The 14,650-nt window shown below is 68.5% G+C and carries 11 protein-coding genes; 4 read left to right on the top strand and 7 right to left on the bottom strand.

Going from position 1 to position 14,650, the window contains the following annotated elements; all coding sequences use genetic code 11:
- Positions 1-29 precede the first annotated feature (29 nt).
- From ACO06I_RS21070 to ppk2, 3 genes are read right to left on the bottom strand one after another with little or no spacing between them, the layout of a single operon-like run.
- Positions 30-1,292, bottom strand: a complete 1,263-nt coding sequence (locus tag ACO06I_RS21070; RefSeq protein ID WP_421934579.1) for a winged helix-turn-helix domain-containing protein — start codon at positions 1,290-1,292, stop codon at positions 30-32.
- The gene (locus ACO06I_RS21075; RefSeq protein ID WP_421934580.1) at positions 1,289-1,822 is read right to left on the bottom strand and encodes an AAA family ATPase; all 534 of its coding nucleotides are present in this window, start codon (positions 1,820-1,822) and stop codon (positions 1,289-1,291) included. Before ACO06I_RS21075 ends, ACO06I_RS21070 begins: the two co-directional genes overlap by 4 nt.
- 6 nt (positions 1,823-1,828) lie before the next feature.
- Entirely contained in the window at positions 1,829-2,596 is a 768-nt protein-coding gene (gene ppk2, locus ACO06I_RS21080; RefSeq protein WP_421934581.1) for a polyphosphate kinase 2, read from the bottom strand.
- 49 nt (positions 2,597-2,645) lie between these two features.
- On the opposite strand from ppk2, the gene ACO06I_RS21085 reads away from it, so the two are divergent.
- Together ACO06I_RS21085 and ACO06I_RS21090 are read left to right on the top strand one after the other, a co-directional pair.
- Positions 2,646-3,368 carry a 16S rRNA (uracil(1498)-N(3))-methyltransferase gene (locus ACO06I_RS21085; protein WP_421934582.1) on the top strand — a complete coding sequence of 241 codons (723 nt, stop codon included), beginning with the start codon at positions 2,646-2,648 and terminating at the stop codon, positions 3,366-3,368.
- Positions 3,369-3,470: 102 nt separating this feature from the next.
- Entirely contained in the window at positions 3,471-4,829 is a 1,359-nt protein-coding gene (locus ACO06I_RS21090) for a glutamate--cysteine ligase (protein ID WP_421934583.1), read from the top strand.
- Between the two features lie 61 nt (positions 4,830-4,890).
- Here the strand turns inward: ACO06I_RS21090 and ACO06I_RS21095 are convergent, their stop codons facing one another.
- Positions 4,891-5,394: a DUF427 domain-containing protein gene (locus tag ACO06I_RS21095; RefSeq protein ID WP_421934584.1), complete on the bottom strand. Its 504-nt coding sequence runs from the start codon at positions 5,392-5,394 to the stop codon at positions 4,891-4,893.
- A 188-nt stretch (positions 5,395-5,582) separates the two neighbouring features.
- On the opposite strand from ACO06I_RS21095, the gene ACO06I_RS21100 reads away from it, so the two are divergent.
- On the top strand, positions 5,583-7,454 hold the full coding sequence (locus ACO06I_RS21100; protein WP_421935112.1) for a peptide MFS transporter: 1,872 nt from the start codon (positions 5,583-5,585) through the stop codon (positions 7,452-7,454).
- 46 nt (positions 7,455-7,500) lie between these two features.
- Here the strand turns inward: ACO06I_RS21100 and ACO06I_RS21105 are convergent, their stop codons facing one another.
- The 3 genes from ACO06I_RS21105 to tldD form a co-directional block, all read right to left on the bottom strand.
- On the bottom strand, positions 7,501-9,525 hold the full coding sequence (locus tag ACO06I_RS21105) for a TonB-dependent receptor plug domain-containing protein (protein ID WP_421934585.1): 2,025 nt from the start codon (positions 9,523-9,525) through the stop codon (positions 7,501-7,503).
- Positions 9,526-9,634: 109 nt separating this feature from the next.
- Entirely contained in the window at positions 9,635-11,656 is a 2,022-nt protein-coding gene (locus ACO06I_RS21110) for a TonB-dependent receptor plug domain-containing protein (protein WP_421934586.1), read from the bottom strand.
- Between the two features lie 183 nt (positions 11,657-11,839).
- Positions 11,840-13,270: a metalloprotease TldD gene (gene tldD / locus ACO06I_RS21115; RefSeq protein WP_421934587.1), complete on the bottom strand. Its 1,431-nt coding sequence runs from the start codon at positions 13,268-13,270 to the stop codon at positions 11,840-11,842.
- 391 nt (positions 13,271-13,661) lie between these two features.
- Here tldD and coxB point away from each other — a divergent pair, with 391 nt between their 5' ends.
- Positions 13,662-14,645: a cytochrome c oxidase subunit II gene (gene coxB / locus ACO06I_RS21120; protein ID WP_421934588.1), complete on the top strand. Its 984-nt coding sequence runs from the start codon at positions 13,662-13,664 to the stop codon at positions 14,643-14,645.
- The last annotated feature ends 5 nt before the right edge of the window (positions 14,646-14,650 follow it).

Raw genomic sequence — 14,650 nt, forward strand, 5'->3', positions numbered from 1 at the left:
GGAGCTGGCGGCGAAGCCGACTGAGGGGGCTAGGCCCTAGCCCCCTCCACCACGCTGCGCGTGGTCCCCCTCCCCGGTGGCGGAGGATCTGAGGTCAGAGCCGCCGCGAGACCGGCCGCCAGATCGCCCTTGGGCTCGACGCGGACGCTGCTCAATCCAAGCCAGCCGGCCATGAGCTGAAGTTCCTCCGCCAGCAGCCCGGGCGTCTCCGCGTCGGCCCAGGGCTCGGCGTGGGCCGACTGCACCAGCAGGACGCCGGCCTTGCGGTCGGCCTTCAGATCGACCCGCGCCGTGATCGCCTCGCCCTGGAGGAATGGCAGGACGTAGTAGCCGTGCACCCGCTTGTGGGCGGGGGTGTAGATCTCCAGCCGGACGCGCACGCCGAACATCCGCTCGGTGCGCTCGCGGAACCAGATCAGGTTGTCGAAGGGCGAGAGCAGGGCGTTGGCGGTGATCTTGCGTGGTCGCCGCGCGTCGGGGGCCAGATAGGCCGGCTGGTCCCAGCCCTTCACGGTGACCGGCAGCAGGTCGCCCATCTCCACCAGTTCGGCCAGGCGCGCCTTGGTGTCGGCCACCGGCATGCGGAAATAGTCCCGCAGGTCCCGCTCGGTCGCCACGCCCTGGGCGCGGGCGGCGATGCGCAGCAGTTCCCGCTGGGCCTCGTCGCGGGGCGGGGTCGGGGCGTCGCGCACCGACTTCGGGTGGACGTCATCGGGCAGGCCATAGACCCGCTCGAAGGTGGTGCGTCGGGTGGCCGTGGTGATCTCGCCGGCCCAGAACAGGCACTCCATGGCCCGCTTGCCCTCACTCCAGCCCCACCAGCCGCCCGCGCCCCTCTTCTCGCCGATCTCCAGCTCACCGGCGGAGATGGCGCCGCGGGCGTGGATTTCGGCCAGGGCCTTGTCGATGAAGGGGCGGTTCTCCCGCAGGAAGCGGGCGACGCCCTTCCAGATCCCGACGCCTTCGCGCGCGTCCTCCATCCGCCAGCGCATCAGGGGCTGGAGGGCGTGGGGGGCCAGCGAGGCCTCGTGCATCCAGTATTCGAACAGGGCCGGCTTCCTGCCCCAGGCGATCTCCTCCAGCAGCGGCCGGGGATAGGCGCCGAGCCTCGAGAACAGCGGCAGATAGTGGGTGCGGCTGACCACATTGACCGAGTCGATCTGCAGGAGCCCCAGCCGGTCGATGGTCTTCAGCAGGTGGCGCTTGGCCGGCGCCTCGGGCCGGCGGTCGGCGAACCCCTGGGCGGCCAGGGCGATACGCCGGGCCGTGGCGGCGGTCAGGGGCTCGGTCATAGGACCGGCAGGCCTAGGGCCTTGATGATGATCTCCGCGGACTGGTCGGGCGCGTTGACGGCGGTGTCCACCACCAACTCCGAAGGGATGGGCGGATAGTCCCAGATCCCCCGGGCTCGCAGGTCCCGCAGCATATCCAGATCGCGCAACTTGCCGAATTCACTCCGCGACACCGCGGCGATACGGCTTTCCTGAACGTCGATGGGCGCGGTGAGCTCGACGAACCGCGCCCGGCCGCCGTGCCGCTCCACCGCCGCCCGCGTGTCGCCCGGGAAGGTCTCGGGGACCGTGTGCTCCGGCGCGAAGGTGAAGACCAGCGAGCGGCCGATCTTCGCGGCGTCCTCGAAGACCGACAGCCACATCTGCTCGCGCAGGCGGATGAAGGGCTCGGTTCCGAACTCGAACACGGCGTAGACCGCGTCCACCACGAGATGATTGTGGAACAGGGCGAACCCCGTGCGGGCGACGAGCGCGCGCGCCACCGTCAGCTTCCCGACCGCGGCCGGGCCGTGGAGGAAGACCAGCTCCATCGGCCCCTAACGCTCCAGGCGTCCGTCGGTGAGGGCCTCGATCTCGAAGGGGAAGATGATGTCGGGATCGGGGTTCTTGACCTGCTTGGCAATGTCCTTCGGCGCGATGGCGTTCACCAGGTGGCGCATCACGTTGAGGCGCCCGGCCTCCTTGTCGTCGTTGCGCACGCAGACCCAGGGGCTGCGCGGCGCGTGGGTGCGCTTGAGCATCTCGTCGCGGGCGCGGGTGTAGTCGTCCCACTTGCTCTGGGCGGCCTCGTCCAGGGGGCTCGACTTCAGCACCTTCAGGGGATCGCTGTGACGTTCGGCCAGGCGCTTGGCCTGCTCCTTCTTGGAGACGTCGAGCCACAGCTTGACGATCGAGACGCCGCTTTCCACCAGCATGGCCTCGAAGGTGGAGACGTCGCGCAGGAAGCCCTCGTGCTCCTCGGGGGTGCAGAAGCCCATCACCGGCTCGACCCCGCCGCGATTGTACCAGGAGCGATTGAAGATCACGAGTTCGCCGGCCGCCGGCAGGTAGGGCGCGTAGCGCTGGAAATACCACTGGCTGCGCTCGCGGTCCGAGGGCTTGGGCAGGGCGACCACGCGGGTGGCGCGCACCGAGAGGTGCTCGGTCAGGCGCTTGATCGTCCCGTCCTTCCCCGCCGCGTCGCGGCCCTCGAAGATGATCAGCACCTTGGCGCCGCTCTCCATCGCCTTCTGCTGGAAGCGCACGAGGGCCAGTTGCGCCTGCTCGAGGCTGTTGAGGTCGTTGTCGGACTTATCTTTTGACATGGACTGAACCTAGTCCGCCGAGCGGGCAGTAGGCTAGAAGCTTGCTCCCATGATCCGCCTCTATGTGCCCCACGATCTCGCCGCCACCGCCGCCCTGCCGCTGGACGACGGGCAGAGCCGGTACCTGGCCGCGGTGATGCGCCAGGTGGTCGGGGACGAGGTGCTGGTGTTCAACGGCCGGGATGGCGAGTGGCGCGCAACCCTGATCGAGACCGGCAAGCGTCGGGTGATTCTCCGTGCCGACCGCCTGGAGCGGCCCCAGCAGATCGGGCCGGACCTCGACCTGGTGATCGCGGTGGTCAAGCGCGGGCGGCTGGAGACCATCGTCGAAAAGGCCGCCGAGCTCGGGGCGCGGCGCGTGCGGCCGGTGCTGACCGAGCGCACCAACGCCGACCGGGTGCGGGTCGAACGCCTGCAGGCCATCGCGGTTGAGGCGGCCGAGCAGACCGGGCGCCTCGACGTGCCGGAAATCCTCGAACCGGTGAAGCTGGACCGGCTGCTCAAGGACTGGAGCGGCAGATCCCTGCTCTTCTGCGACGAGGCGGGGGACGCCAAGCCGGTGCTCGACGCCCTGGCCGGCGCCGATTCCGGCCCCTGGGGCATCCTGATCGGACCGGAGGGGGGCTTCTCGCCCGCCGAGCGCGAACGCCTGCGGAGCCTGGACTTCACGGTCCCGGCGACCCTCGGACCCCGCATCCTGCGGGCCGACACCGCGGCCATCAGCGCCATGACCCTCTGGCAGGCCGCCCTGGGCGACTGGCGGGCCCCTTGAGCTTTCGAGAATTGCGCCCACCTGTTTGAACGGCGTAAAGATCGCCGCCGTTTGGGAGCGAACGCGCCGTCGGCGTGTTGGTGATGGGTTGGGGAGAAACATATGGCCGACGTCCTGGGCGACGACCGACCCCTCACGTTCGAGGATCTGGTCCACTGGTTCGAGGAGGGCGAGAAGCCCGCCGACCAATGGCGCGTGGGCGCTGAGCACGAGAAGTTCGTCTTCCGCCTGGGGACGCACGCCCCGGTTCCCTATGAGGGCCCGGACGGCATCAAGGCCCTGCTGAACGGCCTGACCCGCTTCGGCTGGAAGGCCGTGGAGGAGGGCGGGCACGTGATCGCCCTGGAACGCGGCAAGGCCAATGTGAGCCTGGAGCCCGGCGGCCAGTTCGAGCTCTCCGGCGCGCCGCTGGAGACCATGCACGACATCTGCGAGGAGACCGGGGCCCACCTGCAGGAGGTCAAGGTCGTGGCCGACGAGCTGGGCCTGGGCTTCCTGGGCCTTGGCCACACGCCGATCTGGCGTCGCGACGAGATCCCGGTCATGCCCAAGGGCCGCTACAAGATCATGCGGGAATACATGCCCAAGGTCGGCAAGCTCGGCCTGGACATGATGTTCCGCACCTGCACGGTGCAGGCCAATCTGGACTTCGGCTCCGAGGCCGACATGATCGCCAAGTTCCGGGTGAGCCTGGCCCTGCAGCCCATCGTCACCGCCCTGTTCGCCAACTCGCCCTTCGTGGAGGGCAAGCCGTCCGGCTGGCTTTCCAGCCGCGCGCGCATCTGGACCGACACCGATCCCGACCGCACCGGCATGCTGGGCTTCGTCTTCGAGGACGGGTTCACCTACGAGACCTACGCCCGCTACGCCATGAACGTGCCGATGTACTTCGCCAAGCGCGACGGCAAGTACATCGACCTGGCGGGCAAATCCTTCGTCAAGTTCATGGCCGGCGAGCTGCCGGAGATGCCGGGCCAACGCCCCACCATCAAGGACTGGGCCGACCACACCACCACCCTGTTCCCGGAAGTGCGTCTGAAGCAGTATCTGGAGATGCGCGGCGCCGACGCCGGGCCCTGGAGCCGTCTCTGCGCCCTGCCGGCCCTGTGGACCGGCATCTTCTACGACCAGGCGGCCCTGGCTGCGGCCTGGGACCTCTGCAAGGACTGGTCGGTGGACGATCACGAGCGCCTGCGCGCCGACGTGGCCCGCATCGGCCTGAAGGCCCAGGTGAACGGCCGCAGCGTCCAGGACGTCGCCCGCGACATGGTGGCGATCGCCCGGTCGGGCCTGAAGAACCGCAACCGCCTGAGCGGCGGCATGATCGACGAGACCGGCTACCTCACCGAGCTGGAGGAGATCGCCGACAGCGGGATCACCCCGGCCGAACGCCTGCTGGAACTCTACAACGGCCCCTGGGCCGGCGACGCCAGCAAGGTCTTCGAGGCGTTCGCCTACTGACCTGCCAACAGTATCGTCATGGCCGGGACAAACCCGGCCATGACGGACAGATCGGTGGGCGTCAGACCCCCTCGGGCCTCTGAGCTTCATCCGTATTGGCCGGCCAGTGTTCCTTCTGGCTGGCGCCGGAGCCGGAGTCGGTGTGCAGCACGGCCTCGTCGATGGCCTTGCGATCGGTGTGGAGGTGGGCCGGGTCGACGGTGTCGTCGGCCACCTCGTAGATCTCGAACCGGTCGGGATAGAAGGCCAGGCGGCCGCGGATCTGCTCCATGGCCGGATAGGGCTCCTCGTAGGTCCAGACGCCGTTCTCGGCGAATTCGCCGTCCATCAGCACCGTGAAGTAGGACGCATCGCCCTTGTAGGGACAGTGGGTCGTACGATCCGTGCGCGAGAGGTACTCCATGGAGACGTCCTGCCGCGGGAAGTAGACCGCCGGCTTGTAGCTGGCCTCCTTCAGAACCAGGGCGTCGGCCGAATCGGCGATGACGTGGCCGGCGAACTTCACCCGCCAACGGCTGGCGCCGGGGGTGATGGTGATGGGATGGTCGGGACCGGGGATTTTCATGGGACGCGCCTCCTAGGCCTAGCTAACGCCTGAGATGGGGGTGTGGCTCCCGGGGGACCAGGGGAGGGGTGGCCGCTTGCTTGTGCTGGCGACTTGCCCGTGATCTTCTCCCGCCAAACAAGCCCGGCGGGGGTGAAACAACCCCGTGAAGCGCCGGCCTCCCAAGGGATCGGAAGACCGTCTTCATGATAAACCTCGTCGTCATGCTGGGGATTCTCGTCACGCTCGTGACCGGGATTCCCGTGCTCCTCCAGCTTTTGAAAAACCACCCGCGCGGGCTGATCATCCTGTTCTTCGCCGAGATGTGGGAGCGCTTCTCCTACTACGGCATGCGCGCCATCCTGATCTTCTACCTGACCCAGCACCTGCTGTTCGACCAGGCGACGGCCTCGGCCCAGTACGGCTCCTACACGGCGCTGGTCTATCTGCTGCCGCTGTTGGGGGGCCTGCTGGCCGACCGCTATCTCGGCACCCGCAAGGCGGTGGCCTTCGGCGCACTGCTGCTGGTGGCCGGTCACTCGATGATGGCGTACGAGGGCAAGCCCGCCACCCAGAATCTGGTCTATGCGGGCCAGAGCTATGAGGTGGCCTCCCAGGGCCGCGTCGACGCCCGCAAGGTCCAGCTGATCGTCGCCGGCAAGTCCTACGAGTTCGGACCCGCCGAGGGCGGCGGCCTGGAGATCAAGGGCCTGGGCGACGGCGGCCCGCTGCCGTCGGTCCTGCCCAAGGACAGCTTCAAGATGGAGACCACCCAGGACAAGACCGGGGTGAACGCCTTCTACCTGGCCGTCTCGCTGATCATCATGGGGGTGGGCTTCCTCAAGCCCAATATCTCCACCATCGTCGGACAGCTCTATCCGCAGGGCGATCCGCGGCGGGATTCCGGCTTCACCCTCTACTATTACGGCATCAATCTCGGCGCCTTCTGGGCCTCGATCCTCTGCGGCCTGCTGGGCCAGACGGTGGGCTGGTGGGCCGGCTTCGGCCTGGCCGGCGTCGGCATGGCCGCCGGCTTCGTGGTCTTCGTCCTGGGCAAGAAGCACCTGATGGGCCACGGCGAGCCGCCGAACCCGGAGCTGCTGGCCAAGCCCCTGATCGGCCCCATCAACCGCGAGTGGCTGATCTATATCGCCGCCGTCCTGGGGGTCGGCCTGGTCTGGCTGCTGGTGCCCCACAACGACATCGTCGGCACGGCCCTGATCGTCTCGACCCTCGCCTCGCTGGCGGTCATCCTGGCGGTCATCGTCTTCGCCTGCAAAACCTGGGTCGAGCGCCAGCGGATGATGCTGGCGGTGATCCTGATCTTCGGGGCGGTGGTGTTCTTCACCCTGTTCGAGCAGGCCGGCACATCGCTGAACCTGTTCGCCTCGACCAATGTCGACATGACCATCACCCAGCACGCGGTGACCTTCCTGGGGATCCCGGTGGGAACCCCCGATCAGATTCGCGCCATCGGTCTGGATCCCTCCAGCGTCTTCTTCGTCGACGCCACCATCGGGGCCGCCCAGACCCAGTCCTTCAACGCCGGCTTCATCCTCATCTTCGCGCCGATCTTCGCGGCGATGTGGGCCTATCTCGCCACCCACAATCTCGACCTCAACCCGACCATGAAGTTCGGCCTGGGCCTGGTCCAGGTGGGCCTGGGCTTCCTGGTGGTGGTCTGGGGCGCGGGGCTGGCGGACGCCACCTTCCGGGTGCCGCTGATGCTGCTGGGGGTGCTCTATCTGCTCCACACCACCGGCGAGCTCTTCCTGTCGCCCGTCGGCCTGTCGGAGATCACCAAGCTCTCCCTGCCCTCGGTGGTGAGCTTCATGATGGCGGTCTGGTTCCTGTCCTCCTCCATCGCCCAGTTCGTCGGCGGCAAGATCGCCGGCCTGATGGGGTCGGAGAGCATCGGCGGTCAGGTCCTGGATCCGCAGGCGGCGCTCGCCACCTCCATCGACGGCTTCAGCAAGCTCGGCTGGGCCGGGATCGGCTGCGGGGTGTTCTTCATCCTCATCAGCTTCCTGGTCCGCGGCTGGGCCCACGGCGTGGAAGCCCCGGCGCATCCGGAACTGTAGGCGACGAGCTTCCTCCCCCGCTTCGCGGGGGAGGAAGGCTCCGGCTCTAGCCGAAGCTCTTGCGCACCCGGACGTAGAACATCCGGCCGACCTGGATGTCGCGGTCGTCGACGAAGTCCAGGGGGCTGGTGTTGCGGGGGCCGGCATAGACCTGGCGGGTGTGGCGGAAGCCGCGCTCGGTCAGGTTCTGGATCTCCACCCGCACCAGCAGGTCCGCCCGGGGCTTCCACTCCCCGAACAGGGTGACATAGGTCTTCAACTTGTCGGTGGAGATCTCGTCGAAGCGGTAATAGGTCCGCCGCCAGGCGCCGTAGGCGTCGAGCCCCCAGGTGGCCCGCCAGCGCGGCAGGTCCTGGGTGAAGTGGCCCTCCCATTCCAGCGGCCGCAGGCCCGAGATCTCGCGCTTGGCGCCGGTGGTGGGGTCAGTGACCTCCGAGCGGCGCCAGGTGGCGTCGCCGCGCAATTCGCCCCCGGGGATCAGGCGGTCCAGGGGCAGGGTGAGGGTGGCCTGAAGTTCGTCCTTGGTCCCGTCGCCGATGTTGCTCGGCGCGTCGAAGGGGCCTGACGGGCCGTAGATCGGGGCGCGGTCCACCGCGTCACTGAGGGCGAAGTGGCGCAGGGTGAGCACCGCGGCGCCCTTCTTCCAGAACCGTTGCTCGAAGGCCGCCTCGGTCACCCAGGCCTGCTCCGGCGCCAGGTCCGGATTGCCGGCGGTGAGCACCCCGGTCCCGAGCGAGGAGGTGGCCACGAAGTCGTCGAAGTTGAGCTGCCCCACGACGCGCTCGAAGCGCACCCGCACCTGGGTGTTGGCGCTGGGCGCCCAGGTCGCCGCGATCCGGGGCTTGGTGTAATAGAGGGTCTTCTCCAGCGAGACGTCGCCGTCGGAGGAGATGGCCGAGCCCTCCTCGCGGACGCTGCCCTCGAGGGTCCAGGCCGGGATCGGCCGCCAGACGGTCTTGAGGAAGACCTCCCCGCGCTTCTCCTCCACCGTGACATTGGCCGCCGGCAGGGCGATGGGAACGCCGTTCTCGGCATAGGCGGTCTGGCTCTCCAGCTTGTTGAGCGCCGCCTCGGCCCCGGCCTCCCAGGACAGGGTCTCCGACTGGCGGAACTTCAGCACCCCGCGCCCGATGGTCTCGCTGATGTCCTTGCCCAGGGAGAAGGCCGCGATGTCGGGCGGGGAGCGGAACCCGGCCTCGTAGCTGTAGTCCTCGGTCTGGCGCAGACCCAGCAGCTCCAGGCTGGTGCGGGGGCCAAGCTCGTGCTTGTAGTTGGCGCCCAGTTCGACCTGGAAGCGGTCCTGGCGTTCGCCCGAGGATTGCAGGACCGGCGCCTGGAAGCGACCCCAGTTCAGCTCGTTGCTGCGATAGTGGTCGTCCAGGAACCGGCCGTTGACCCGCAGCTTGCCGCCGAAGGCCTTGGCCTCGTAGGCGCCCGACCCGATCCACTGGTGCACGTTGCCGTGGGAGTCGATGTCCGAACGCTCCAGCACCGCGCCGGTGGGGCTCACCCGCACGTGCGGGCCCGCGCCCCAGCCGTCATCGATGCCCTCGCCGTAGCGCAGGCTGCCTTCCCAGGCGCCGGGGCCGGCGGGGCCGGAGCCCTCGACGCGGACCCCGAACTTGTAGCGGCCGTCATAGGCCAGGTTCTGGCCCACCTGGACCAGGCCCTGCAGGCCGCCGCCCTTCGTCTTGACGACATTGGCCAGGATCGACTTGCCCTGCATGTCGATCCCCGGCGCCCCGCCGCGGATCAGCTCGATGTGGTCCACCTGGCCCGCCGGGATGCGGCGCAGGATGTCCTCCAGGTTGTCGGTCTTGGAGGTGGGGCGGCCGCCGTCGATCAGGACGTTGCCGGCCGCGCCCTCGAAGCCGCGGACGCTGTCGTCGCCGGTGTCGATGCTGAAGCCGGGCAGGCGGGAGACCATGTCATAGGCCGTCACCGGCCGCTGTTCGGCGAAGAAGGCCGGGGGATAGCTGATGAGGCCCTGGGCGCCGGTGGTCTGGGCCAGGGCGGCGGCGGGCGCGGCGCTGACGAGCAGGGCGGCGGCGAGAGTGCGGAGAGGTAGCATGTGACAGGTCCCCAGTGGCGCCCGCAGGTGGCCTGGGGTCCGAGGGCGAGGCCAATTAAATGCCCGTAAGGTGGATTAAATCGCGGAAAGGTTTGCGGAAAACCCGCGGCTAGAAGGTCTTTCTCACCCGGATATAGAGGCCGCGGCCGAACTGGACGTCACTGTCGTCCACGTACTTCACGGGGGCGGTGCTGCGGGGGCCGGCATAGGCGGTGGTGGTGTGTCGGAAGCCGCGCTCGGTGGCGTTGTTCAACTCGGCGCGGACAGTGAGGTCCGGCTTGGGTTTCCACTCGGCGAACAGGATCACGAAGGTCTTCAGCTTGTCGGTGTAGATGGCGTTGTACTTGTAGGAGGTCTCGCGCCAGGCCCCGAAGGCGTCCACGCCCCAGTTCATCCGCCACTGCGGCAGGTCATGGGTGAAATGGGCCTCCCATTCCAGGGGCCGCAGGCCGGAGATCTCGCGCTTTTCGCCGGTGGTGGGGTCGGTGACCTCCGAACGCCGCCAAGTCGACACGCCACGCAGCTGCGCGCCCTTCAGAAGGGCGTCCAGGGGCAGGGTGGCGTTGAGGATCAGCTCGTCCTTGGTCCCGTCGCCGATATTGCTGGGGGCGTCGAACACCTGGCTTCCGGCGAAGATCGGGGCCCGGTCGATGACATCGGTGAGCTTGGAGTGGCGCAGGGTGAGCACCACCGCGCCCTTGGTCCAGAAGCGGCGCTCGACGGCCAATTCCGTCACCCAGGCCTGTTCCGGCGTCAGGTTCGGATTGCCGACGGCGAACCCACCGTTGTTGGGGGAAGAGTCGGCCACGAAGTCCTGGAAATCGAGCTGACCGACGACGCGCTCATAGCTGAAGCGGACCTGGCTCCTGGCGTCCGGCGCCCAGCTGCCCGCCACCCTCGGCTTGAGGAAGTAGAGGGTCTTTTCAAGAGCGACGTCGCCCTCGGAGGTGAGGGACGACCCCTCGTAGCGCAGGCCGCCTTCCAGGGTCAGGGCGCTGAAGGGCTTCCAGACCGCCTTGCCGAAGGCCTCGCCGCGGGTCTCGGTCACCTTCACGTCGCCGGCCGGCAGGGTGTCGGGGACCCCGTTGCTGAGCTGGTCGGTCTCGCTCTCCAGGATATTCAGCGCGCCTTCGCCGCCCGCCTCGAAGGAGAGGCTGTCGCTCAGGCGAAACTTCAGCACCGCGCGGCCGATGGTCTCGCTGGTCTTCTGGTCGAGGTAGAAGTCGCCGTTGAAGCCCGCTGAGCGGAAGGGTGAGACGATGTCGTGCCCGGCCAGCTTCTGAAGGCCGATCAGTTCCAGATTGGTGCGCGCGCCCAAGCCTCGTTCGTAGCGGCCGCCGAACTCGGCCTGGTACTCATCGTCGCTGTAGGTGACCGACTCCAGGGCCGGGGCTGGGAATTTGATCCAGTCCAGCTGGTTGAACTCGTACCAATTCCAGAAGCCGCGCGTGTTGAGCTTCAGCTTGCCGCCCGCGAAGGGCGTCTCGTAGGCGCCGGTCACGATCCACTGATAGGCGCGGCCGTGGCTGTCGATGTCCGACACGACGAGCGGGGTCCCGTCGGGCTTGAGCTGGACATGGCGGCCGGGCCCGGCGCCGTCGTCGATCCCCTGACCATAGCGCAGGCCGCCCTCCCAGGAGCCGCGACCGGCCTGGCCGGAGGCCTCCAGCCGGACGCCGGAGCTGTTACGACCGTCGTCCATGACGTGATTGTTGGCGAGCGCGATGAGGCCCTGGAAACCCGAGCCCTTCGTCTTGACGACATTGGCCAGGACCGACTTGCCCTGCATGTCGATGCCCGGGGCGCCCCCGCGGATCAATTCGATATGGTCCACCAGGGCGGCGGGGATACGGCGCAGGATCTCCTCGATGTCGTCGGTCTTGGAGGTGGGCCGGGCGCCGTCGATGAGGATGTTGCCGGCCGAACCCTCGAAGCCGCGGACGTCGTCGCCGCCGTCGATGGAGAAGCCGGGCAGGCGCTGGACCATGTCCAGGGCCGTGGCGGGGCGCTGCTCAGCGAAATAGGCCGGAGGGTAGCTGATCACGCCCTGGGTCGCGGGGGCGGGCTGGGCCGTGGCCATGGCCGGCGCGGCGGCCGCCAGGACGGCGACGAGGCTCAGAGCAGGTATCATGTGACGGTTCCCCCAATGCGCGCAGAGGTGCCTGCGCTCAGGGAGTCACGCCAATTAAATGCCCGTAACCATCGCCAATGGGTCAGTCCGGGCGCTCGCGGACTACGCCTGTAATTCCGAAAATTTACAGACGTAGTTCCTATGTCAACCGGCGGTATGTGAATTCGCGGTCATGTTCGGCGCCTAGACGCTGGTCCCGCCCACAGTGAGGCCGGTGATCTTCAGCGAGGGCTGGCCGACGCCGACCGGGACGCTCTGGCCCGACTTGCCGCACACGCCGACGCCGGGATCGAAGTCGAAGTCGTCGCCGATCATGGTGACCCGGGTGAGCGCCGACGGGCCGTCGCCGATCAGGGTGGCGCCCTTCACCGGAGTGGTGATCTTGCCGTCCTCGATCAGGTAGGCCTCGGTGCACTGGAAGACGAACTTGCCGTTGGTGATGTCCACCTGGCCGCCGCCGAAATTGGCGCAGTAGAGGCCGCGCTTGGTGGCCTCGATCATCTCCGCGCGCGGGGTCGTCCCGTTGTCCATGGCGGTGTTGGTCATCCGCGGCATGGGCATGTGGGCGTAGGACTGCCGCCGGCCGTTGCCGCCGGCCTTCATGCCCATCAGCCGGGCGCTCATCCGGTCGTGCATGTAGCCCACCAGGATGCCGTCCTCGATCAGCACCGTGCGCTCGGTGGGCGTGCCCTCGTCGTCGACGGTGAGCGAGCCGCGGCGGCCGGGCAGGGAGCCGTCGTCGAAGACGGTGACGCCCTTGGCCGCCACCCGCTCGCCGATGCGGCCGGCGAAGGCCGAGGTGCCCTTGCGGTTGAAGTCGCCCTCCAGCCCGTGGCCGACGGCCTCGTGCAGCAGGATGCCGTTCCAGCCGGCGCCGAGGACCACGTCCATCTCGCCGGCGGGGCAGGGGACGGCCTCCAGGTTCACCAGGGCCTGGCGGAGCGCCTCCTCGGCCTGCTCCTGCCAGTTGGCGGCGCCGATCCAGGCCTCGAAGCCGGCGCGGCCGCCGGCGCCGGTGAAGCCGTTCTCGCGGCGGCCGTCCTTCTCGACGGTGATCTGGACGTTGATGCGCGACAGGGGCCGCACGTCGCGAATCAGCCGGCCGTCGGCCCGCAGGATCTCCACCGTGCGGCGCTCCCCCGACAGCGAGGCCATGACCTGGACGACGCGCGGATCGCGGTCGCGGCACCAGGCGTCGATCTCCTGCAGCAGGGCCACCTTCTCGGAGAAGACCGGGGAGGCGGTGGGATCGTCCTCGCCATACAGCTTGGTGTTGGTGGCCCGCGGGGCCTCGTCGGCGCCGCCGGAATAGCCGCGCTTGGCGAGCGAGGCGGAGGCCGCCGCGCGGCGGATCGAGGCCTCGGAGATCTCGCTGGAGTGGGAGTAGCCGGCGGTCTCGCCTGCAACCACCCGCAGGCCGAAGCCCTCCGACGAATCATAGGCCGCCGACTTCAGGCGGCCGTCGTCGAACAGGAACGATTCGCTTTCCGAGCGCTCCACGAACAGCTCCCCGTCGTCGGCCCCCTGGAGAGCGTCCCCCAGGATCTGGCGGGCCCGTTCGGGCGAGACGCCGGCGGAATCCAGGATCGAGGGGGCGGGGGAGTGAGCATTCATGAGCGCGGCGCCTTGTCTGAACTGGCCTCAGAGATAGGGGCTCGCGGCGCGAACGTCACCCCAAACCGCCTGCGGAGGCGGCGTTCGGCCCCTTGGCGCGGTCTTCCGCCGCTCGTCGAGCCAGGGTCTGACCAGGGTGCGTCACATCGTCCGAAGGTCGCAGGCGAAGACGCAGATCAAGCCTCCGCCCCCAGGCCCGTCATGCAACCGGCTGACGGCCGTCAAACCCCGCCTTGATTCGCCTCAATCTTCCTTGGCAAGGCCTCGGTGAGCGCGTATGCACCCCGCTGAAGGGCCGGGCCTCGTCAGTTGCGGGGCGCGATCTTCTATGACGGCGGCGGGGGCGATCGCTTCAAGGCGAGACGCAGCCGGCCAAGCAGACCGAGGGGACATGAAGTCGAGGTTTCAGGGTATGCGAGCGCTGGCGGCAGGCGCCGCCGCGGGCGCAATGACAGCGTTTTGGGGCCTCACCGCCCTGGCGGCTGAGGATCGCGTGGGTCAGCCCACGCCGGGGGCGATCGACCTGCAGCCGGGGGTGACCCCGCTGCGTGAGGACGCCATCTTCTTCCACAACATGATCCTGCTGCCGATCATCACGGTGATCTGCCTGTTCGTGCTGGGGTTGCTGGTGTGGATCGTGATCCGCTACAACAAGCGGTCCAATCCGATCCCGGCCAAGTGGAGCCACAACACCCCGATCGAGGTGATCTGGACGGTGGTCCCGGTCCTGATCCTGATGTTCATCTCGATCTTCTCGTTCAAGCTGCTGTTCGCCTACCACGACATGCCCAAGCCCTACATGACGGTGAAGGCCACGGGGTATCAGTGGTACTGGGGCTTCGAATACCCGGACAACAAGATCGGGGAGTTCGTCTCCAACATCCTTCCCGAGGACGAGGCCAAGGCCAAGAACGTCCCCTATCGCCTGGCGGCCACCGAGCCCCTGGTGGTGCCGGTCAACCAGGTCGTCCGCGTGCTGGTCACCGGCGCCGACGTGATCCACGCCTTCGCGGTCCCCTCCTTCGGGGTGATCACCGACGCCGTCCCCGGCCGGGTCAACGAGACCTGGTTCAAGGTGGACCGTCCGGGGATCTATTACGGTCAGTGCCGTGAGCTGTGCGGCGTCGACCACGCCTTCATGCCCATCGAGGTCCACGCCGTGAGCCAGGCCGAGTTCGACGCCTGGGTCGCCGCCAAGGGCGGTTCGGCCGTCGGCGCCAAGCCCGCGGCCCCGGCCGCGGCGGACGCCGCGGTCCCGGTCTCGGCCACCGCGCCGGCTCCGGCCTCCCCGACCAATCCCGCCGCGCCGGCTCCCGCCGCCGCGACGCCGACCTCCACGCCGCCTGCGCCTGCTCCGGCGCCGGCCGCGCACTGATCCAG

It is taken from the genome of Phenylobacterium sp. (genome assembly GCF_965229015.1).
Classification (GTDB): domain Bacteria; phylum Pseudomonadota; class Alphaproteobacteria; order Caulobacterales; family Caulobacteraceae; genus Phenylobacterium.